At 69.9% G+C, this 19530-nt stretch carries 22 protein-coding genes and 1 pseudogene; 13 read left to right on the plus strand and 10 right to left on the minus strand.

The annotated features are described in order from the left end of the window. Nucleotides 1-51 precede the first annotated feature (51 nt). Nucleotides 52-264, minus strand: a complete 213-nt coding sequence (locus A6A25_RS29635; protein WP_073895746.1) for a hypothetical protein — start codon at nt 262-264, stop codon at nt 52-54. A gap of 67 nt (nt 265-331) precedes the next feature. Beyond that, entirely contained in the window at nt 332-1552 is a 1221-nt protein-coding gene (locus A6A25_RS29640) for an acetyl-CoA C-acetyltransferase (protein ID WP_073895747.1), read from the minus strand. Nucleotides 1553-1740: 188 nt separating this feature from the next. On the opposite strand from A6A25_RS29640, the gene A6A25_RS29645 reads away from it, so the two are divergent. The 3 genes from A6A25_RS29645 to A6A25_RS29655 all read left to right on the plus strand — a co-directional run bounded on the left by A6A25_RS29645 (nt 1741) and on the right by A6A25_RS29655 (nt 5575). Further along, complete coding sequence (locus A6A25_RS29645; protein ID WP_073895749.1) at nt 1741-3111, plus strand: cystathionine beta-synthase; 1371 nt, start codon at nt 1741-1743, stop codon at nt 3109-3111. 147 nt (nt 3112-3258) lie between these two features. Further along, on the plus strand, nt 3259-4341 hold the full coding sequence (locus tag A6A25_RS29650) for an RDD family protein (RefSeq protein WP_073895751.1): 1083 nt from the start codon (nt 3259-3261) through the stop codon (nt 4339-4341). Between the two features lie 82 nt (nt 4342-4423). Continuing rightward, nucleotides 4424-5575: a cystathionine gamma-synthase gene (locus tag A6A25_RS29655; RefSeq protein WP_073895753.1), complete on the plus strand. Its 1152-nt coding sequence runs from the start codon at nt 4424-4426 to the stop codon at nt 5573-5575. Nucleotides 5576-5797: 222 nt separating this feature from the next. On the opposite strand, the gene A6A25_RS29660 is transcribed toward A6A25_RS29655, so the two are convergent. The 3 genes from A6A25_RS29660 to hppD all read right to left on the minus strand — a co-directional run bounded on the left by A6A25_RS29660 (nt 5798) and on the right by hppD (nt 7690). Continuing rightward, entirely contained in the window at nt 5798-6070 is a 273-nt protein-coding gene (locus tag A6A25_RS29660; RefSeq protein ID WP_073895755.1) for a DUF2277 domain-containing protein, read from the minus strand. A 31-nt stretch (nt 6071-6101) separates the two neighbouring features. Continuing rightward, the gene (locus A6A25_RS29665; RefSeq protein WP_073895757.1) at nt 6102-6332 is read right to left on the minus strand and encodes a hypothetical protein; all 231 of its coding nucleotides are present in this window, start codon (nt 6330-6332) and stop codon (nt 6102-6104) included. 176 nt (nt 6333-6508) lie between these two features. Then, nucleotides 6509-7690 carry a 4-hydroxyphenylpyruvate dioxygenase gene (gene hppD, locus A6A25_RS29670; protein ID WP_073895759.1) on the minus strand — a complete coding sequence of 394 codons (1182 nt, stop codon included), beginning with the start codon at nt 7688-7690 and terminating at the stop codon, nt 6509-6511. 75 nt (nt 7691-7765) lie between these two features. On the opposite strand from hppD, the gene A6A25_RS29675 reads away from it, so the two are divergent. Continuing rightward, a complete protein-coding gene (locus A6A25_RS29675) occupies nt 7766-8260 on the plus strand; it encodes an Lrp/AsnC family transcriptional regulator (RefSeq protein WP_073895761.1) in 495 nt (164 codons plus the stop codon). 78 nt (nt 8261-8338) lie between these two features. On the opposite strand, the gene greA is transcribed toward A6A25_RS29675, so the two are convergent. Both greA and A6A25_RS29685 read right to left on the minus strand, forming a co-directional pair. Then, on the minus strand, nt 8339-8833 hold the full coding sequence (gene greA, locus A6A25_RS29680; protein ID WP_073895763.1) for a transcription elongation factor GreA: 495 nt from the start codon (nt 8831-8833) through the stop codon (nt 8339-8341). A 185-nt stretch (nt 8834-9018) separates the two neighbouring features. Continuing rightward, nucleotides 9019-9429 (minus strand): DUF4307 domain-containing protein, encoded by a 411-nt coding sequence (locus tag A6A25_RS29685; RefSeq protein WP_073895765.1) that lies wholly within the window; start codon nt 9427-9429, stop codon nt 9019-9021. A gap of 111 nt (nt 9430-9540) precedes the next feature. On the opposite strand from A6A25_RS29685, the gene mca reads away from it, so the two are divergent. Together mca and A6A25_RS29695 are read left to right on the plus strand one after the other, a co-directional pair. Further along, nucleotides 9541-10422: a mycothiol conjugate amidase Mca gene (mca, locus tag A6A25_RS29690; RefSeq protein WP_073895767.1), complete on the plus strand. Its 882-nt coding sequence runs from the start codon at nt 9541-9543 to the stop codon at nt 10420-10422. Next, a complete protein-coding gene (locus tag A6A25_RS29695; protein ID WP_380735892.1) occupies nt 10419-10706 on the plus strand; it encodes a hypothetical protein in 288 nt (95 codons plus the stop codon). The genes mca and A6A25_RS29695 overlap by 4 nt, the downstream gene beginning before the upstream one ends. A 417-nt stretch (nt 10707-11123) precedes the next feature. Here the strand turns inward: A6A25_RS29695 and A6A25_RS45910 are convergent. Next, nucleotides 11124-11687 (minus strand): annotated as a pseudogene (locus A6A25_RS45910) (metallophosphoesterase); the annotation flags it as partial. A 95-nt stretch (nt 11688-11782) separates the two neighbouring features. On the opposite strand from A6A25_RS45910, the gene A6A25_RS29705 reads away from it, so the two are divergent. Both A6A25_RS29705 and A6A25_RS29710 read left to right on the plus strand, forming a co-directional pair. Beyond that, a complete protein-coding gene (locus A6A25_RS29705) occupies nt 11783-13750 on the plus strand; it encodes a thioredoxin domain-containing protein (RefSeq protein ID WP_073895769.1) in 1968 nt (655 codons plus the stop codon). Nucleotides 13751-13825: 75 nt separating this feature from the next. Continuing rightward, on the plus strand, nt 13826-14383 hold the full coding sequence (locus A6A25_RS29710; RefSeq protein WP_073895771.1) for a hypothetical protein: 558 nt from the start codon (nt 13826-13828) through the stop codon (nt 14381-14383). A 4-nt stretch (nt 14384-14387) separates the two neighbouring features. Here A6A25_RS29710 and A6A25_RS29715 read toward each other — a convergent pair whose 3' ends face one another. Further along, nucleotides 14388-14675 (minus strand): hypothetical protein, encoded by a 288-nt coding sequence (locus A6A25_RS29715; protein ID WP_143193486.1) that lies wholly within the window; start codon nt 14673-14675, stop codon nt 14388-14390. Nucleotides 14676-15254: 579 nt separating this feature from the next. Beyond that, entirely contained in the window at nt 15255-15680 is a 426-nt protein-coding gene (locus A6A25_RS29720) for an NUDIX hydrolase (protein ID WP_073895775.1), read from the minus strand. 72 nt (nt 15681-15752) lie between these two features. On the opposite strand from A6A25_RS29720, the gene A6A25_RS29725 reads away from it, so the two are divergent. From A6A25_RS29725 to A6A25_RS29745, 5 genes are all read left to right on the plus strand, one after another. After that, nucleotides 15753-16532, plus strand: coding sequence for a GntR family transcriptional regulator (locus tag A6A25_RS29725; RefSeq protein WP_073896168.1), 780 nt, complete (start codon nt 15753-15755; stop codon nt 16530-16532). Between the two features lie 139 nt (nt 16533-16671). Further along, the gene (locus A6A25_RS29730; protein WP_073895777.1) at nt 16672-17106 is read left to right on the plus strand and encodes a hypothetical protein; all 435 of its coding nucleotides are present in this window, start codon (nt 16672-16674) and stop codon (nt 17104-17106) included. Between the two features lie 13 nt (nt 17107-17119). Further along, complete coding sequence (locus tag A6A25_RS29735) at nt 17120-17425, plus strand: hypothetical protein (RefSeq protein WP_143193487.1); 306 nt, start codon at nt 17120-17122, stop codon at nt 17423-17425. Beyond that, nucleotides 17422-17676, plus strand: coding sequence for a transcriptional regulator (locus A6A25_RS29740; RefSeq protein WP_241828983.1), 255 nt, complete (start codon nt 17422-17424; stop codon nt 17674-17676). Before A6A25_RS29735 ends, A6A25_RS29740 begins: the two co-directional genes overlap by 4 nt. A 346-nt stretch (nt 17677-18022) precedes the next feature. After that, nucleotides 18023-19489 (plus strand): FtsK/SpoIIIE domain-containing protein, encoded by a 1467-nt coding sequence (locus A6A25_RS29745; RefSeq protein ID WP_073895783.1) that lies wholly within the window; start codon nt 18023-18025, stop codon nt 19487-19489. Nucleotides 19490-19530: the final 41 nt, after the last annotated feature.

The following is a 19530-nucleotide window of genomic DNA, read 5'->3' on the forward strand; positions in this document are numbered from 1 at the left end:
ACGTTCAGGACCCCTGAATTCAACGCTCAGGACGGGGCGAGCCCGGTGGGGTCAGTCGCGCCAGCCGCAGTCGCCCTCCATCGTCGAACCGACCTCGACCAGGCACGGCACGCACAACGTGCCACTCGGCGACCGGACCAGCAGGTCCGGCGGCACCGAGTGGGCGCAGGCGGCCTCGAAGTAGGCCTCCGAGGCCTGCGCCACGGAGAACGCGTGGCACAGCCGGTCGTAACCGCTGTGCCACCACACGTACGGCATCGTCACCCCGACCTCCCTTACTCAAAGGTAGGACGTCGGGTAACAGTAATCGTGACGCGGTTCTCCCCGCCGTTCAGCTCAGCCTTTCGATGACCATCGCCATGCCCTGGCCGCCGCCGACGCACATGGTCTCCAGGCCGAACTGCTTGTCGTGGAACTGCAGCGAGTTGATCAGCGTCGTGGTGATCCGCGCGCCGGTCATCCCGAACGGGTGACCCACGGCGATCGCGCCGCCGTTGACGTTGAGCCGGTCCAGGTCGATGCCCAGGTCCCGGTAGGACGGGATGACCTGCGCCGCGAACGCCTCGTTGATCTCGACCAGGTCGATGTCGGAGATCGACATCCCGGCCAGCGCCAGCGCCCGCTTCGACGCCTCCACCGGCCCGAGGCCCATGATCTCCGGCGACAGCCCGGACACGCCGGTCGACACGATCCGCGCCAACGGCGTGATGCCCAGCTCCTTCGCCTTCACGTCGCTCATGACCACCAGCGCGGCCGCACCGTCGTTCAACGGGCAGCAGTTGCCCGCCGTGACGCGGCCGTCCGGCCGGAACACCGGCTTGAGCCCCGACACGCCCTCGATCGTCACGCCGGGCCGCGGGCCGTCGTCGGCCGACACGACCGTGCCGTCCGGCAGCGTCACCGGCGTGATCTCCCGCGCCCAGAACCCGTTGGCGATGGCCTTCTCGGCGAGGTTCTGCGACCGCACGCCGAACTCGTCCATCTCCTGCCGCGTCACGCCCTTGGCCAGCGCCAGGTTCTCCGCGGTCTGGCCCATGGCGATGTAGATGTCGGGCACCTGCCCGTTCGCCCGGGGGTCCACCCACTCCGGCGCGCCGGACTCGGCCACGGCCGCCGTGCGGGCCTCGGCGTCGGCGAACACCGGGTTGTGCGTGCCGGGCCACGAGTCGGACGACCCGCGCGCGAAGCTCGACACCGTCTCCACGCCGGCGCTGATGAACACGTCACCCTCGCCCGCCTTGATCGCGTGCAGCGCCATCCGGGTCGTCTGCACGCTCGACGCGCAGTACCGGGTCACCGTCGTGCCGGGCAGGTTGTCGTAGCCGGCCAGCACGGACACCACGCGGCCCATGTTGAAGCCCTGCTCGCCGCCGGGCAGCCCGCAGCCGAGCATGAGGTCGTCGATGTCGTTCGGATCGAGCTGCGGCACCTTCGCCAGCGCGGCCTTGAGGACCTGCACGGTCAGGTCGTCGGCGCGGATGTCCTTGAGCGAGCCCTTGCCCGCGCGCCCGATGGGCGACCGGGCGGCGGAGACGATCACGGCCTCAGGCATTACGGAACTCCTTTGTTTCGCCGCAACGTGTGACGTGCAGCCTAGTTAACGCCCGTTCAGCGCGGCCAGCACTCGTGACGAAGGACGCCGAGGGGACCTGGCACCCCCGACGCCCGTCGTCCACCGGGCCGACCGCCGCGCCACCGGGATACGCTCAGCGCGTCATCTCAAGAAGTGGAAGGTCCGTCGTGGAGTACGTCGAGAGCGTCGTAGACCTGGTCGGCAACACGCCGCTGGTGAAGCTGAACGCGGTGGCCGAGGGCCGCCGGCCGCTCATCCTGGCCAAGGTCGAGTACCTCAACCCCGGCGGCAGCGTGAAGGACCGCATCGCGCTGCGCATGGTCGAGGCGGCCGAGCGCAGCGGCGAGCTCAAGCCCGGCGGCACGATCGTCGAGCCCACCTCGGGCAACACCGGCGTCGGCCTGGCGCTCGTGGCCCAGCAGAAGGGCTACAAGTGCGTCTTCGTCTGCCCGGACAAGGTCAGCGTGGACAAGCGCAACGTGCTCAAGGCCTACGGCGCCGAGGTCGTGGTGTGCCCGACCGCGGTCGCGCCGGAACACCCCGACTCCTACTACAACGTCTCCGACCGCCTGGTCGCCGAGATCCCCGGCGCCTGGAAGCCCAACCAGTACGCGAACCCGGAGAACCCGGCCAGCCACTACCACGGCACCGGGCCGGAGGTGTGGCGGCAGACCGAGGGCAGGATCACGCACTTCGTCGCGGGCGTCGGCACCGGCGGCACGATCTCCGGCACCGGCCGCTACCTCAAGGAGGTCTCCGAGGGCCGCGTGAAGATCATCGGCGCGGACCCGGAGGGCTCGGTCTACTCCGGCGGCAGCGGCCGGCCGTACCTGGTCGAGGGCGTCGGCGAGGACTTCTGGCCGGACGCCTACGACCGCGACGTGTGCGACGAGATCGTGGCGGTGAGCGACTCGGACTCGTTCGAGATCACCCGCCGGCTGGCCCGCGAGGAGGGGCTGCTCGTCGGCGGCTCGTGCGGCATGGCCGTCGCGGCGGCGCTGCGGGTGGCCGACAACGCGGGCCCGGACGACGTGATCGTGGTGCTGTTGCCCGACGGCGGGCGCGGCTACCTGTCGAGCGTGTTCAACGACAAGTGGATGGCGCAGTACGGCTTCCTGTCGCCCGACACGTCCGGCGCGACCGTCGGCGACGTGTTGCGGCGCAAGGACGGCACCATGCCGGACCTCGTGCACGGCCATCCCAACGAGACGGTCGCCGAGGCGGTCGCGATCATGCGCGAGTACGGCGTCTCCCAGATGCCGGTCGTCAACGCCGAACCGCCCGTGATGGCCGCCGAGGTCGCCGGCGCGGTCAACGAGCGGGACCTGCTCGACGCGCTGTTCACCGGCAAGGCGCAGCTGACCGACCGGCTGGACCGGCACATGTCGTTGAAGCTGCCCACGATCGGCGCGGGCGAGTCGATCAGCTCCGCCATGGCGGCACTGTCCTCAGCGGACGGTGCGCTGGTGCTGGAGGACGGCAAGCCCGCCGGAGTGGTCACCCGGCAGGACATCCTGGGTTTCCTCGCCGGTCGCTGATCGGCGCTCCCGGCGGTCAACGTGTCCCGATCCCCGCGCGGATCGGGACAGGTTGGCCGGTTGTGCGTGGTCCGGGCGGTGGCATCCGCTAGCGTTGGCCACCGACTCGTACACCTACGGCCCGTGCCAAGGGGGTTGGAAACTCCGATGAACGCTCCGCAGCCGCCAGGGAACCAGCAGTTCGGCGGTCAAAACCAGCAGGAGCAGGGGCAGGGTGCCCAGCCCCCGAACGCCGACGCGACGCAGGTCGTGCCGGGTGGCGGTCAGCCCCCTGCTTTCCCGCCGCCGGAGGCGACCCAGGTCGTGCCCTCCGGCCAGCAGCAGCCGCAGTCGAACCCGGACGCGACCCAGGTCGTGCCGCCGGGTGCGCCGCAGCAGCCCGCGTCCAACCCGTACGGTCAGCCGGCGCAGCAGCCGGGCTCGGGTGCCTTCCCGGCCCAGCAGCCGCCCGCCTACGGCCAGCAGCAGCCCGCCCAGTACGGCCAGCAGCCGTACGGGCAGCCGCCGCAGTCCAACCCGTACGGCCAGCCGCAGGCGAACCCGTACGGCCAGCCGCAGCAGCCGCAGTCCAACCCGTACGGCCAGCCCCAGGCGAACCCGTACGGCCAGCCGCAGCAGCAGGCGTGGGGCGCGCAGCAGCCCGCCGCGTACCCCGCCCAGGCCGCTTACGGTGCGCCCTCGGGTGGTTACGCGGAGTGGGGCAGTCGTGCGGTCGGCGCCCTGATCGACTACTTCGCGCCCGGTCTGGTCGTCGGCATCCTGGCCGGCATCGGCGCGGCCACCGGTGACCCGACGCTCTACCTGATCCTCATGGGCGTCGGCTACGTGGGCCTGCTCGGCTTCATGATCTACAACTCCTGGTACCTGGCGGGCACCACCGGTCAGTCGCTGGGCAAGAAGGTCGCGAAGATCAAGCTCATCAAGGAGGAGACGGGGCAGCCGATCGGCTTCGGCAACGCCTTCGTGCGCCACCTGTGCCACTTCGTCGACTCGCTGCCCTGCTACGCGGGCTGGTTCGCGCCGCTGTGGGAGGCCAAGAAGCAGACGTGGGCCGACAAGATCCTGGGCACCATCGTGGTCAACGCGCCCGAGGGCGCGGCGCCCGGCGGCTACCCCGGTGCCGGCGGCTACGGCCAGGTCAACCCGTACGGCTCGGCGCCCGCGTCGAACCCGTACGGCCAGCCGCAGCAGCAGAACCCCTACGGCCAGCAGCCGCCGCAGCAGTGGTGAGCTAGGTCATCTGTTCACCCAACCGCCCGTCGGCCTTGCGGTCGACGGGCGGTTGCTTTTTCGGTCGCCGTACCCTAGGGGCATGACGGACACCGGCCACTACGGTTTCGCGACCAGGGCTATCCACGCCGGGCAGGACCCCGACCCGACTACGGGCTCGGTCATCGTGCCGATCCACGCCACCTCCACCTACGCGCAGGACGGCGTGGGCGGGCTGCGCGGCGGGTTCGAGTACTCCCGCACCGGCAACCCCACCCGTGCCGCGCTGGAGGAGTGCCTGGCGGCGCTCGAAGGCGGACGGCACGCCCGCGCGTTCGCGTCGGGCATGGGCGCGACCGACACGGCCCTGCGCACGATGTGCCGTCCCGGTGACCACGTCGTCATCCCGAACGACGCGTACGGCGGCACGTTCCGGCTGATCGACAAGGTGCTGTCGCACTGGGGCGTCGAGCACACCCCGGCGCCGCTGTCCGACGTCGACGCGGTGCGCGCGGCGATCCGGCCGAACACCAAGGTGGTCTGGATCGAGACGCCGACCAACCCCCTGCTCAACATCGCCGACATCGCGCTGCTCGCGCAGGTCGCGCACTCGGCGGGCGCGCGGCTGGTGGTGGACAACACGTTCGCCTCGCCGTACCTGCAGAACCCGTTGGAGCTGGGTGCGGACGTCGTGCTGCACTCGACCACCAAGTACGTGGGCGGGCACTCGGACGTCGTCGGCGGTGCGCTGATCACGTCGGATGACGAGTTGGACGCGCAGTTCGGGTTCCTGCAGAACGGTGCCGGTGCCGTGCCGGGGCCGTTCGACGCGTGGTTGACGTTGCGCGGGATCAAGACGCTCGAAGTGCGCATGGAGAAGCACTCGGACAACGCCGAGAAGGTGGTCGAGGCGCTGTTGCGGCACCCGAAGGTGACGCACGTGTACTACCCGGGCCTGCCCGAGCACCCCGGTCACGAGGTCGCGGCGAAGCAGATGCGCCGGTTCGGCGGGATGATCTCGTTCACCGTCGCCGGCGGGGAGCAGGCCGCTCTCGACGTGTGCGCGCGCACCAAGCTGTTCACCCTGGCCGAGTCGCTGGGCGGCGTGGAGTCCCTGATCGAGCACCCGGGCCGAATGACCCACGCCAGCACCGCCGGCTCGCTGCTGGAGGTCCCGGCCGACCTGGTCCGCCTGTCCGTGGGCATCGAATCGGCCGACGACCTGATCGCCGACCTCACCACCGCCCTCGCCTAACCGCGAGAGTCCAACGCTCGGAACGCGCGTGTCCTACGTTCAGAACGCGCGTGTCCTACGTTCAGGACACCCGAGTTGAACACTCGGAACACCCGAACCCCGCGCTCGGCCACCTGGGCGCGGGGTTCGTGGCGTTCTGAACGTTCAACTCGGGTGTTCCGAACGTTGGACACGCGCGTTCTGAGCGTTGGACTCACGGTGCGTGAGCGTTGGACTCTCGGGTCAGCGGGGGCCGAAGCGGGCGGCGGAGCGTTCCTTGGCCTTGGCGGCCTCGACCTCGCGGTCACGGGGCGGGGCGTTCGTGACCAGGGATTCCAGCAGCACGCGGGTCGCCTCGGCGACCGCCTCGACGGCGGCGTCGAACGCCTCCTGGTTCGCCGCCGACGGACGCGCCGACCCGCTCACCTTGCGCACGTACTGAACGGCCGCCGCACGGACCTCGTCCTCGGTGGCGGGCGGTTCGAAGTTGTGGAGCACCCTGATGTTGCGACACATGGCTCCACTATCGCCCAGAACGGCGACGGCGTCAGGGCTTGACGTCGTACCGCGCGTTCTCGACCCGCGGCACGGCGGGCAGGTCGTGCCCGTCCACGCACCCCCCGACGAACTCCACCACGCCGTCGCGCTCCACGAACCGCCCGGTGTCCGCGCACCCCGCGTGGGCGACGGTGAAGAAGGCCGCGCCGGTCAACGCCACGGCCGTGACCACCGCTCCGACGAGCGGGAGCACCGCGGTGACCCGTGCCGCGAGTGCCATGCCACCCTCCAGGTGAATGCTGTGTGAGATAGCCCCGAACCGAGAGTACCGGTCCCGGCGCGTGCGGTACGGGCATCGTCAGTGTTCCGACAGGATCCGGCCGAACGGACGCCACCCGGAAACGCGAAAGGCCGGCCCGGGTGGTGCCCGGACCGGCCTGTGCGCACAGCCGCGAACTAGAGGTTGCCCCGACGCTCCTGCTCGCGCTCGATCGCCTCGAACAGGGCCTTGAAATTGCCCTTGCCGAAGCCGAGCGACCCGTGCCGCTCGATCAGTTCGTAGAACACGGTCGGCCGGTCGCCGATCGGCTTGGTGAAGATCTGCAGCAGATAGCCGTCCTCGTCCCGGTCTACCAGGATGCGGTGCTCCTTGAGCACCTCGATCGGCACGCGCACCTCACCGATGCGCGCCCGCAGTTCCGGGTCGTCGTAGTACGAGTCGGGCGTCTCCAGGAACTCCACGCCCGCGGCCCGCATCGCGGTCAAAGTGGCCACGATGTCGTTGGTCGCCAGCGCGATGTGCTGCACGCCGGCACCGGAGTAGAACTCCAGGTACTCGTCGATCTGCGACTTCCGCTTCGCCACCGCCGGCTCGTTCAGCGGGAACTTCACCCGGTGGTTGCCGTTGGAGACGACCTTGCTCATCAGCGCCGAGTAGTCGGTGGCGATGTCGTCGCCGATGAACTCCGCCATGTTCACGAAGCCCATGACCCGGTTGTAGAACTCGACCCAGTAGTCCATCTTGCCGAGTTCGACGTTGCCCACGCAGTGGTCGACCGCCTGGAACAACCGCTTCGGCGCGCCCGCGGGCCGCACGACCGTGCTCTCCCGCGCCTCGTACCCCGGCAGGTACGGCCCGCGGTAGCGCGACCGGTCGACCAGGGTGTGGCGGGTTTCGCCGTAGGTGGCGATGGCGGCGAGCCGCACGGTGCCGTGCTCGTCGGTGAGGTCGTGGGGCTCTTCGAGCACGGTCGCGCCCTGGGCACGCGCGTGCTCGACGCACTTGTCGACGTCGGCCACCTCCAGCGCGAGGTCCACCACGCCGTCACCGTGCTTGCGGTGGTGGTCGAGCAGCGGGCTGTCCGGCCGCACGCCACCGTTGATCACGAACCGCGCCGAGCCGGACTTGAGCACGAAGGACTTGTGGTCCCGCTGCCCGGTCTCCGGCCCGGAGTACGCGACGAGCTGCATCCCGAAGGCGACCTGGTAGAACCACGCGGTCTGGGTAGCGTTGCCGACCACGAAGACCACGGCGTCCATCGAGCGGACGGGGAACGGGTCGCGCGTCCCGTCGTAGTCGACCAGTCCCACGAGTTGGCGGAGCTGGTCGTAGCTCACGTCGTCAAGCTGCTGCGTCATACCTCACAGCATGTGGAATGCTGGTCAGGGTGCGCAACAGTCCTTGATTGAGCTAGCCATCTTGTACAGTGGTTCATGGCTTCCGACCTGCAAACTGAACACTCTGACCAGGCCGTTGACGCGCTGGACGCACGACTGCTGTTGCTGCTCACGGACGAGCCCAGGCTGGGCGTTCTGGAGTGCTCACGGCGCCTCGGCGTGGCCCGCGGCACGGTGCAGGCCCGGCTGGACCGGCTGGTGGCGCGTGGCGTGCTGACCGGCTTCCCGCCCGCGCTCGACCTGGCCGCGATGGGCTACGGGCTGACCGCGTTCGCCGTGCTGGAGATCGCCCAGGGACGGCGGCACGAGGTGTCGCAGGGCCTGGCCGTGATCAACGAGGTGTGCGAGGTGCACGCGACGACCGGGCCGGGTGACCTGTTCGTGCGGGTCGTGGCCCGGTCCAACGCCGACCTGCAACGCGTGATCGACTCGATCGTGGACGTGCCGGGCGTGCAGCGGCTGTCCACCTCGATCGCGCTCTCGACCCCGGTCCCGCCCCGCGTGCGGCCCTTGCTGGAACGCGTCACGTGAGCGCCTGCGGGGAAACGTCCCGCGACAGCAGAAGGGCGGCCACCCCGCGTGGTGGCCGCCCTCCCGGTGTCTTGGGGGTCAGCCGGAGTACGGCACGGCCTTGATCAACGTGACTTTCATCGTGCTGCCGTTGGGCAGCTCGTACTCACGCGCCTCGCCCTCCTTCGCGCCGAGCAACGCCTTGCCCAGCGGCGACGAGGGTGAGTAGACCTCGAGGGCACCGTGCGCGCCCTCCTCACGGGTGGCGAGCAGGAACTCCTCCGTCTCGTCGTCCCCGTCGTAACGCACAGTGAGCACCATGCCGGGCGCCGCGACGCCCGTCACCGTGGGCGCCTCGCCGACCTTGGCGACCCGCAGCAGCTCCTGCAGCTGGCGGATGCGGGCTTCCTGCTTGCCCTGCTCCTCACGGGCCGCGTGGTACCCGCCGTTCTCGCGGAGGTCACCCTCTTCGCGACGCGCGTTGATCTCCGCAGCAATGACCGGGCGATTCTCGATCATCTCGTCCAGCTCTCCCTTGAGCCGGTCGTAGGCCTCCTGGGTCAGCCAGGTCACCTCAGTGTCGCTCACGGTCACCAACTCCTCGTCTTGCTCCGGCCCACGGCGTGGGCTGGCAGTTCCCGGGCGCACCAGCCCGGAACGGAAAAACACGGCCCGCGTCGGGGCCGTGCTGAAAGGCCAGAGTAACACGCACAGAACGTTCGGCTACGGCGTTTTGTTCCCGGATCGGCCGCTAAACCTGCAGATCACCCGCTTGGCCGCTACCTCGTGGACAGGTACGCCGGAACCTGGTAGGAGCACCCGAACACCTCGCCGGTGACCGGCGGTTTGGACGTCTTCAGCACGGTCGTGGCGCGCACGGTGTCGGCTCCCGGCTGGACCAGGACCTCCCGCCGGCCCGCCTCGTCGCCGTCCTGGGAACGCGCCCGCACGATGCACACGACGGGCTTCTCGGGCGTCTGCCTGACCACTTCGAACGTGATCTCGACCGTGCCGCCGTCCAGCACCTCGAACGCGGTCTGCTTCGCCTCGACGGGCATGGTGCCGAGGTTGCGGTAGCCGACCCACGCGACGACCGCGCCCACCAGCACCGCGATCACGGGGAGTGACCACCGCGCCCACCGGGGCAGGGGCCTGCGGGGAGTGCCGTAACGCCCCTCGGGCAGTGCCACTGTCCAACGCCTTCCTGCCCGTGGGGAACAATGTCCCTCGACCACCGCGTTGAGTGTCGCAGGGACTGGACCGGACCGGTTCGGCAGGGGCGAGAGGGAGCATCCACCGTCATGGTTGACAAGCTGCGCCTGATGGCGGTGCACGCGCACCCCGACGACGAGTCGAGCAAGGGCGCCGCCACGATGGCCCGCTACGTGGCCGAGGGTCACGAGGTCATGGTCGTGACCTGCACCGGCGGTGAGGCGGGCAGCATCCTCAACCCGGCCATGGACCGCCCCGACGTGCTGGAGAACATCGCCGAGATCCGCCGGCAGGAGATGGCGCGCGCCGCCGGGATCCTGGGCGTCCAGCACCGCTGGCTCGGGTTCGTGGACTCGGGCCTGCCGGAGGGCGACCCGCTGCCGCCGCTGCCCGAGGGCTGCTTCGCGCTCACCCCGCTGGAGGTGTCCACGCCGCCGCTGGTCGAGGTGATCCGCGAGTTCCGGCCGCACGTGATCGTCACCTACGACGAGAACGGCGGCTACCCGCACCCCGACCACATCCGCTGCCACGAGGTGTCGATCGCCGCGTTCGACGCGGCGGGCGACCCGGAGCGCTACCCCGAGCTGGGCGAGCCGTGGCAGCCGCTGAAGCTGTACTACTCGCACGGCTTCTCACGCGCCAAGCTGCAGGCGTTCCACGAGGCCATGATCGCGGAGGGCCTGGAGTCGCCGTACGCCGAGTGGCTGGCGGGCTGGCCGACCGACCGGCCGGACGTCATCGAGCGGGTCACCACCCGCGTCGAGTGCGCCGACTACTTCCCGGTGCGCGACGAAGCCCTCAAGGCCCACGCCACCCAGATCGACCCGGAGAGCCGTTGGTTCGCCGTGCCAAGTGAGATGCAGCGCACGGTGTGGCCGACGGAGGAGTACGAGCTGGCACGGTCGCTGGTCGACAGCACCGTGCCCGAGGACGACCTGTTCGCGGGCGTCCAGGAGAGGGTGACCGCGTGACCTCGTTCGACCCGATCCCGTGGGAGCAGACCACGGCGATCGTCCTGGCCCAGCAACCGCCGTCCACCGACAAGGACCCGGGCGGCCAGCAGGAGGACTTCGGCAAGTCCTCCCCGTTGGGCCTGCTGATCCTGGTGTTGTTCTTCATCGCCGTGTTCTTCCTGGTCAAGTCGATGAACAAGCACTTGAAGAAGCTGCCCGCCTCGTTCGACCAGCCCGACACCGAGGCCAAGCCGGACGCGAAGGCCGGCAACGGCAACGGCGGCGTGAAGAAGGACGACTAGCTAGCCGAAGTCGAGCTTGAGGGCTCCGGACCGGCACCAGACCACGAGCGTGCCGTCCGGGTGCCAGATCAGGTCGGTCACCGGCGAGTCCAGGTCGATCGCCGCCAGCACGCGCGCCCGGCCACCGGGTGCGCAGGACCACACCCCCAGCCCTCCGTTGTCGTCGCCGAGCGCCACGAACGCCCGATCGCCGCGCAACACCGTCGCCGCCTTGGTGCCCGAGCCGGCGACTCCCGCCCAAGGCGGCGCCCACGGCGTCAAATCGTCGCCGGTCCACGTGTACAGCGCGATCCGGGATGTGACGGGGATCCAGGTGGGGTCGATGGCGGGGAAATCCACGCGCCCCTCCGTGGAGGGGACGAGTTCGCGCGGCTCGCCGCGGTCGGACAGGGCGAACAGCCGGAGTTCGGGCCTGTCGCCGCGACGTGAGCGCACACGGGCGTAGCGGACGGGGAAGCCGCGCGCGTCGTACTCGCCCGTGCGGACGCCCCACAGCGCCAGCGACCGCATCCGGGCCGACTCACTGCCGTGGTACCGCTCGGGCAGCCCGGCGTGGGCGATGACGAGCTTGCCGCCGTCCAGCACGTAGTGCGGCACCAGGGAGTCGCAGAACGCCAGCACCTCGGCCCGGAACTCCGCCGTCTCCCGGGCCAGTTGGTCCAACGACCGCTCCAACCCGTGGTTGGCCTGGACGTCGTGCCCCCGCAACGCGCGGACCAGCTTCTCCTCGTGGTTCCCGCGCACGCACACGGCGTTGCCCGCCGCCACCATCGGCATCACCAGCCGCAGCACGCCCGGCGTGTCCGGGCCGCGGTCGACCAGGTCGCCCAGGAACGCCACCTTGCGCCCCTCCGGGTGCACGCCCTCGGCGGAGTAGCCCAGCTCCCGCAGCAGGTGGACGAGCTCGACGCGGCACCCGTGCACGTCGCCGACCACGTCGAACGGCCCGGTCTCGTGGCGCAGGTCGTGCGGCAACGGCTCGAACGGCTCGAACGGCTCGAACGGCTCGGCGGGAGGCTCCATGCGCCCAGTCTGATCGACGCGTCCGGCGGTTGTCCGGGAATTACTGTGGAGCCATGACGAACCGGCTCGCGTCCTCGACCAGCCCGTACCTCCTCCAGCACGCGGACAACCCGGTGCACTGGTGGCCGTGGTCACCGGAGGCGTTCGAGGAGGCGCGCGAGCGGAACGTGCCGGTGCTGCTGTCGGTCGGGTACGCGGCGTGCCACTGGTGCCACGTGATGGCGCACGAGTCGTTCGAGGACGAGGCCACCGCGGCGTTCATGAACGAGCACTTCGTGAACGTGAAGGTGGACCGCGAGGAGCGGCCGGACGTGGACGCGGTCTACATGGCGGTCACGCAGGCGCTCAGCGGGCACGGCGGCTGGCCCATGACGTGCTTCCTCACCCCGGGCGGTGAGCCGTTCTACGCGGGCACGTACTACCCGCCGAAGCCGCACCCCGGGCTGCCGTCGTTCCGGCAGGTGCTGGAGGCCATCGACCACGCGTGGCGCGAGCAGGGCGACGAGGTGCGCGAGTCGGCCGCCGGGATCGTGGCGCAGCTGGCGTTCAAGCCGCTTCCGCAGTCCACAGTGGACGCCGACGTGCTGTCCGGCGCGGTGGTGTCGCTGCTCGGCCACTTCGACCGGGCCAACGCCGGTTTCGGTGGCGCGCCGAAGTTCCCGCCGTCGATGGTGCTGGAGTTCCTGCTGCGCCATCACGAGCGGACCGGGTCGGTGGAGGCCTTGTCGATGGTGCGGGCCACGTGCGACGCGATGGCGAACGGTGGGCTGTACGACCAGTTGGCGGGCGGGTTCGCGCGGTACGGCGTGGACGCGGCGTGGGTGGTGCCGCACTTCGAGAAGATGTTGTACGACAACGCTTTGCTGCTGCGCGCGTACACGCACCTGAGCCGTCGTGACGACAACCCCCGGTACCGCCAGGTGGTCCGGGAGACCGCCGAGTTCCTGCTCCGCGACCTCGGCACGGCGGAAGGGGGGTTCGCGGCCTCGCTGGACGCGGACACCCTGGGCGTCGAGGGCGCGACGTACGTGTGGACGCCCGCGCAGTTGGTCGAGGTGCTCGGGTTGGCGACCGGAGCGCGCGCCGCGGCGCTGTACGGCGTGACGGACGAGGGCACGTTCGAGCACGGCACGTCGACGTTGCGGATGCTCGGCGAGCCGGACCCGGAGATCGCCGCCAGGTTGCTGGAGGCCCGTGACCGCCGGCCGCAGCCGGGGCGTGACGACAAGGTCGTGACGGCGTGGAACGGCCTGGCGATCGTGGCGCTGGCGGAGGCGGGCGCGGTGTTCGGCGAGCCGCGGTGGGTGGAGGCGGCCGTGCGGGCGGCGTCGCTGGTCCTGGACGTGCACCTGGTCGACGGGCGGCTGCTGCGCACGTCCCGCAACGGTGCGGCGGGCACGGCGGCGGGGGTGCTGGAGGACTACGGCTGCTTCGCCGACGGGCTGCTCGCGCTGCACCAGGCGACCGGTGACGTCAAGTGGTTCACCGTCGCCTGTGGACTGCTGGACACCGCGCTGGCCCGGTTCGCGGGCGAGGAGCCCGGCGTCTACTACGACACGGCCGACGATGCCGAGGCGTTGGTGCAGCGGCCGTCCGACCCGTCGGACAACGCGAGCCCGTCCGGGGCGTCGTCGCTGGCCTCGGCGCTGGTGACGGCGTCCGTGCTGGGCGGCCCGTCGACCTACCGCGAGGCAGCCGAAGCCGCCGTCGGCCGGGCCGGGCTGCTGGCCGCGCGCGAACCCCGGTTCGCCGGTCACTGGCTGAGCGTGGCCGAGGCGTTGGCGTTCGGTCCCCTGCAGGTCGCCGTGGTCGGTGACGGGCCTGACCTGGTGCGTGCCGCGTGGACCGGCGTGCACGGCGGTGGCGTGGTGGTGGCGGGGGAGCCGGACTCCGCCCCGCTGCTGGCCGACCGGCCGCTGGTGGACGGTGGTGCGGCGGCTTACGTGTGCCGCGGTTACGTGTGCGACCGGCCGGTGACGTCCGTGGCCGACCTGACCGCCGCCCTGGCTGTCCACCGGTAGCGAACCCGCCCGCCTCTTGAACTTGACCGGCGTAACGTCTGCATCGTCGTAATCATGTAATCGAGGTGGTGCGAGATGCGACGTGGATGGGGAGGCCGGGGCGGCTGGCAGCAGGCCGAGCAGCCACCGGCGGACGACGCGGCGGCCTGGTTCAGCGGCAGGCTGCCCGACGGCTGGTTCACCGAGGCGCCGGTGGTGACGGTGGACCGGGAGGAAATCCTGGTCGTGGGCACGCTGCCCGCGCTGGAGGGCGAGTTCACCGACGACGCCGAACGCGCGGCGGCCGAGTCGGGCCGCATCAGCCGGTTCCGCGAGCAGACCAGGGACGAGCGGATCGAGATCGCCCGCCAAGCCGAACACCGCTACCGGCGCAAGGTCGCCTGGGGTGCGCGGCTCGGCGGGACGGAGGAGCTGTTCACCACGCTGTCGGTGCCCGTGATGACGCGGCTGCGGCAGCCCGAGCGGATGGTGCTGGACACGCTGGTCGCGGCGGGTGTGGCGCGGTCGCGGTCGGAGGCGCTGGCCTGGGCCGTGCGGCTGGTCGGCGAGCACGCGGACGCGTGGCTGACCGAACTGCGCGAGGCGATGACCCGCGTGGACGACCTGCGCGCCCAGGGGCCTGACCTGACCTGACGGCTCAGTCGGCGGTGACCGTCCCGACCTCGACCAGGAACTCGGTCCGCCCGTCCCGCGTCTCGATGCCGCAGGGCAGGCGGGTCGAGATGGTCACCACCTCGGTCCCGTCCCTGAGCCACCCTCGCCCGACGACCTCGCACGGCACGTCCACGTCCACCGGGTAGGCGGTGTGGTTGCGCAACCGGTCCTCGTCGTCGAACACCGTGGGCTTGTCGAACAGGCTCCACGCCACCCCGTGCACATCCGTGAGCTGGACCTCCACCCACCCCGGGAACGGCTCGTCACTCACCCACCGCACCGCGCGCCCGACCACCGTCGCCATCAGGAGTAGATCGCGAACCAGATGGCGATGATCTGGTCACCGGCCGGACGGCTCGTGCCTGGCAACTCTGGAATTAGCCTCTGACCAGGCCAAACGCCACTCGTCATTTCTCACCTGTTCTTGCTGTCTCCTGACGTCTGACGGCCTGGAGACGGCCTGACCTCGACCTGTCCGCTCGGGCACCACCTCGGCACACGCCTCGGGTGGTGCCCGATCGTATGTCGTGGCCTTGGTGCTCCTTGCCGACCGACCCTCCTCGGTGGCAAGGCGGCGCCAGCCGTCGCGGCAGCCGATCGCCGTGCCCAGCCCGACCAAGCGACGTGACCGCGCGATCGTCCCGACTGCTGCGGCTGGGAGCTGTCGTTCCTCTGGTCGGCGCGCCGCCTCGCGACCACGTGCACCGACTCCGCGCACGGCCGACGGGCGGAGCGGAGCGGGAGCCCGGCGTGCCGGGATGCGGGGAGTCGGTGCCAACGTGCGTCGGATCCTGCCGCGCGCCGCCGCAGGCGGCGCGCCTTGATCCCATACAGCAGAATTCAGCAGCGGCTACGGGAGGAGGTTCACGCCGTCATGAGCGCGGGTGTGCAATTCGGGCTCGAACGCGTCGGTAACGCGGACTGCGTATGCCGGTGACATTGCGGCGCGGACTTCGTCTAGCGTCATCCAACGCACCTCGGCCGCCTCGGCGGTGGCCTGGTCGGGTTCGTCCAGTGGAGCGCAGCGGTAGACCAGGGCGACGATGCCGCGCTGCATGTTCTTGTAGACGCCGGTCAGGCGTTCGACCTGGACCGAGATCCCAGTCTCCTCAAGGACTTCTCGCCTGACGCCCTCTTCGAACGTCTCGGCCATCTCCAGCACTCCGCCGGGTGGCTCCCAGTGGCCGTTGTCCCTGCGTCGGATCACGAGCACTTGGCCCGAATCGTTTACCACGATTCCGGCGACGCTGACCGAATGACGTGGCGTGTCGGCCATTCTCCCGCTTTCGTCGCTGAGTGGACCTGTGAGAGCATGAACACGTCTAGTCGTCTGTAGGAGTAGGTGACCATGCTCGATCTAGGAACTATAGACAGGGCAAACGATCGTCCGCCGTATCGGCAGATCGCTGACATCCTGCGTCAGCACATCGAGCGCGGTCGTCTGGCTGCTGGTGAGCAGTTGCCGTCTGAGGCCGTGATGATCGAGCACTACGGCGTGGCTCGGATGACGGTTCGTGAGGCCATCAAGGAGCTGCGAACCGAGGGTCTGGTGGTGGCGCAGCACGGTAAGGGTGTGTTCGTGCGGTCGGTTCCGCCGGTGCGTCGGTTGGCGTCGGATCGGTTCGCTCGGCGGCATCGGCAGGAGGGGAAGTCGGCCTTCCTGGCTGAGGCGGAGGCGGCTGGGCATGTGCCGTCCGTCGATCAGATCCGGGTGACCAACGAGGCTGCGTCGGCTGGGGTGGCGGAGCGGTTGGGGTTGAAGCCTCGGGAACGGGTGATCGTTCGGTCGCGGCGGTACCTGGCTGATGGGCGGCCGGTGGAGGTGGCGACGTCGTACATCCCGGAGTCGATCGCCAAGGGGACGGCCATCGCGGAGGTCAACACCGGGCCTGGTGGGATCTATGCGCGGATCGAGGAGGCGGGGCACGAGCTGGCGCGGTTCACCGAGGAGGTGTCGGCGCGGATGCCTACGCCGGATGAGCGCAAGGCGTTGGAGATCGGGTCGGGGTCGCCGGTGTTGACGTTGGTCCGTACGGCGTTCGACACCAAGGGCCGTGCGGTGGAGGTCTGCGACACGGTCAAGGTGGCCACGTCCTTCGTGCTGGAGTACGACGTCCCGGCGAAGTGAGTTGGTTGCAAAAGCGAAGAGAAAGGTGGAGTAGTTGAACTCCTCTAGACGACTAGCTACCGTAAACTTATCTAGAGGACTAGGTGAGCTGATCGGCTCCGGACAAGGAGCCCAACGGAAGATCGAGAAAGGTCTAACGATGGCTATTCTCGCTGGTCACAGGTTCCCGATCACCTTCGACGAGCTGTTCCCGCAAGGGTTCTTCGTGCTGAAGGTGGAGCGGGCGCAGGAGTTCAACGACGGCAAGGCGCCACGTCCGGCGGTGGACAAGGTGACGGGCCTGCCGGTGTGGACGGTGCAGGGGACGGACCCCTCGGCACGTGGGAAGAACACCGGGGCGGTGGTCAAGATCGCCTCGGAGTACCAGCCGGTTCCACCGGAGGTGCTGCCCGGTACGCCGTTCCGACCGGCGGTGTTCACCGGCCTGAAGGTATCGCCGTACGTCCGGGATGGCTGGGTCAACTACACGATCTGGGCCGAGGAGATGGTGTCGCCGCAGGAGGCAGCGGCGAAGGGGCGTCGGGGCAACGGCAAGTCCGACTCGTCGGCGGGTGCTCCGCCGGTTGCGGCCTGAGAGGGGGCGGACAGTGGAGATCGAAGGACTGTTGACGCCTGGTCCGAGCGCAAGGCCGGAGGTGGTCACCAAGCCGGGTACGGACTGGTACGGGTTGCGGCTGGTGATGGATCCCGGTGAGGTCGTGTTGGGGCTGCCGGAGGATGAGGACGGGCGGGAGAGGTTGGCGACCTTCCTGACTGAGCTGGGCCGGGCCGCGTACTTCCTCGCCGGGGTGCTCGATCCGTCGCCGAACCACGTGTTGATGCCGGGAAGTGGCACGGTGTGGTCGGACGCCTCGATCTACGGGGACTCGGGGCCGGGGAGTCGACCGCGATGACGGCTGCCGCCGGGGCCAAGCCGAAGTATGCGGTGTTCTTACGGGCCAACTCTTTCGGGCGCGCGATGGCGTTGGCGGGGTTCCGGTCGGAGTACGCGTTGGCCAAGGCGATGGGGCTCAACCGGTCGACGGTGAAGCGCGTGCGGACCGGTGAGTTGATGCCGGGACCGGGGTTCATCGCCGGTGCGTTGCAGGCTCTCGCGCCGATGGCGTTCGAGGACCTGTTCGAGGTCGACGTCAGCGAGGAGTGACCGTGCCTGCGGGTGCGTGACAACTGAACGGATTGCGGCTGGTCGGTGTGGTCGCGGGGAGACAGTCCAAGTCTTGGCGGGCTCCGGCTGTCTCCCTGCGACTCACCTGACTGGCTTCGCCATGCACTTTTGTTGACACACAAGGGATTCCAGTCATGTCAAGGGTATCTCGTCGCGGGGGACGTGCGTCAAATCGGGCCGTCGCTCCGTCAGGGTGGAAGCTGTCCAACGGTTCGAAGTGCCGGCGGTGCAAGCGGTTCGGTGTGTTCGCGCCCGGACAGCTCGCCTGCTGTGCCTGCCTGGGGTGGCTCGCGCTCATCTTCACCCCGGCAAGGGGTGTGGCCTGATGGCGCGGTGGGTTGATCCGGCTCCGTTCGAGGGTGCCCGGCCTCGGGTGCCGTGGTGGGCCTTGGTGCCGGGCAAGCTGAAGTGGCTGGCCCTGCTGGTCGCGGTGGTGTGGCTGGCGCTGGTCGGTGTCGTGCGCCTGGTGCTCGTCGTGGTCCGGTACCCGGTGGTCACGCTGGTGCCGTTGACGGCGGCCTGGTGCTGGTTGCGGTTCGGGTTGTCGCCGCTGGTCCTGGCCTTGCTGAGCCTGACGGCAGGGCTCATGGTCTGGGCTGGCCTGGATCGGGCGTCGTTCCTGCGGTACGTGTGGTTCCGGCTGGTCACCGAGTACCGGCGGGCGACGGTGTACGTGCCGCGTTGGCGCACCACCATGCGCCTTGCCGAGCTGGCCAAGGACAACCGGGGACGTGAGTACCGGCCCAGGCTGCGGCGCGTTCGATCCGAGGGATGGCGGGACCGCGTCCGCGTGCGGATGATCCCGGCGCAGGCCCCTGAGGCGTGGGAGCTGCGTCGTGACGGCCTGGCGCACTCGTTCGGGGCGCAGTCGTGCCGTGTCCGGGTGCTCCGGCCCAAGGTGATCGAACTCGACTTCATCCACTCCGACCCGTTGGCCCGGTCACTGCCGGTGCCATCCCTGGCCGACGATGCGGACGCGGTCGACCTCAAGCGGGTGGTGGTCGGCCGCACGGAGACCGGTAAGCCGTGGCGGATTCGCTTGCAGGGCAACCAAGTTCTTGGTGTCGGTGTGCAGGGTGCGGGCAAGGGGTCGGTGCTCTGGTCGATCATCTGGCACCTTGCCCCGGCGGTGCGGGCCGGTCTCGTGCGCCTGGTGGGGATCGACCCCAAGGGCGGTATGGAGCTGGGGCAGTGCCCGGACGCCTTCACCCGGCTCGTGTTCGACAACGGCCGTGAAGCGGTCGAACTGCTGGAGGAGCTGGCGGCGGAAGTCAAGGAGCGGGCGGCGCGGTACAGGGGTGTCCGGCGGCTGTGGGCTCGCTCGAACGGTGAACCGTTCACGGTGCTCGTGGTGGACGAGCTGGCGGACCTGATCGCCTACCAACCGGACAAGAGCCTGCGGGAGCGGGCCACCCGCGCCATTCAGACGATCACCTCACAGGGCCGCGCTCCGGGCTTCTGCGTCCTGGGCCTGGTGCAAGACCCGCGCAAGGAGGTCGTGGGGTTCCGGCACCTGTTCGGTACCCGCGTGGCCCTGCGCTTGGACGAGTCGGCGCAGGTGGACATGGTCCTGGGCGACGGCGCCCGTGCGCGTGGCGCTGCGGCACACGAGATCAGCGAGCAGACACCCGGCGTGGCCTGGGTGAAGTCCGATGGACGCGGTGAGCCGGAGCGCGTGCGGGCCTTCCACGTCACCGACGCGGACCTTGTCGAACTGGGCGTCTACCTGGCCGACGCGACCGTGCACGAGTTCCCGACTCAGCCGGATGGCAGTGGAGAGGTGGCAGCGTGAACACCCCTGTTATCCCTGCAGTGCCACTCGACGTGGCGGGC

The sequence above is a fragment of the Saccharothrix sp. CB00851 genome, from assembly GCF_001905065.1.
Classification (GTDB): Bacteria; Actinomycetota; Actinomycetes; order Mycobacteriales; family Pseudonocardiaceae; genus Actinosynnema.

Excerpts from the sequence above, each read along its gene's own strand:
- A6A25_RS29675 (WP_073895761.1), top strand. The coding sequence starts at position 7,766 with ATGGCTTCCGACCTGCAAACTGAACACTCTGACCAGGCCGTTGACGCG.
- A6A25_RS29640 (WP_073895747.1), bottom strand. The coding sequence starts at position 1,552 with ATGCCTGAGGCCGTGATCGTCTCCGCCGCCCGGTCGCCCATCGGGCGC.
- hppD (WP_073895759.1), bottom strand. The coding sequence starts at position 7,690 with ATGACGCAGCAGCTTGACGACGTGAGCTACGACCAGCTCCGCCAACTC.
- A6A25_RS29720 (WP_073895775.1), bottom strand. The coding sequence starts at position 15,680 with ATGGCCGACACGCCACGTCATTCGGTCAGCGTCGCCGGAATCGTGGTA.
- A6A25_RS29665 (WP_073895757.1), bottom strand. The coding sequence starts at position 6,332 with ATGGCACTCGCGGCACGGGTCACCGCGGTGCTCCCGCTCGTCGGAGCG.
- A6A25_RS29705 (WP_073895769.1), top strand. The coding sequence starts at position 11,783 with ATGACGAACCGGCTCGCGTCCTCGACCAGCCCGTACCTCCTCCAGCAC.
- A6A25_RS29730 (WP_073895777.1), top strand. The coding sequence starts at position 16,672 with ATGGCTATTCTCGCTGGTCACAGGTTCCCGATCACCTTCGACGAGCTG.
- A6A25_RS29710 (WP_073895771.1), top strand. The coding sequence starts at position 13,826 with ATGCGACGTGGATGGGGAGGCCGGGGCGGCTGGCAGCAGGCCGAGCAG.
- A6A25_RS29725 (WP_073896168.1), top strand. The coding sequence starts at position 15,753 with ATGCTCGATCTAGGAACTATAGACAGGGCAAACGATCGTCCGCCGTAT.
- A6A25_RS29740 (WP_241828983.1), top strand. The coding sequence starts at position 17,422 with ATGACGGCTGCCGCCGGGGCCAAGCCGAAGTATGCGGTGTTCTTACGG.
- mca (WP_073895767.1), top strand. The coding sequence starts at position 9,541 with ATGGTTGACAAGCTGCGCCTGATGGCGGTGCACGCGCACCCCGACGAC.
- A6A25_RS29650 (WP_073895751.1), top strand. The coding sequence starts at position 3,259 with ATGAACGCTCCGCAGCCGCCAGGGAACCAGCAGTTCGGCGGTCAAAAC.
- A6A25_RS29660 (WP_073895755.1), bottom strand. The coding sequence starts at position 6,070 with ATGTGTCGCAACATCAGGGTGCTCCACAACTTCGAACCGCCCGCCACC.
- A6A25_RS29745 (WP_073895783.1), top strand. The coding sequence starts at position 18,023 with ATGGCGCGGTGGGTTGATCCGGCTCCGTTCGAGGGTGCCCGGCCTCGG.
- A6A25_RS29655 (WP_073895753.1), top strand. The coding sequence starts at position 4,424 with ATGACGGACACCGGCCACTACGGTTTCGCGACCAGGGCTATCCACGCC.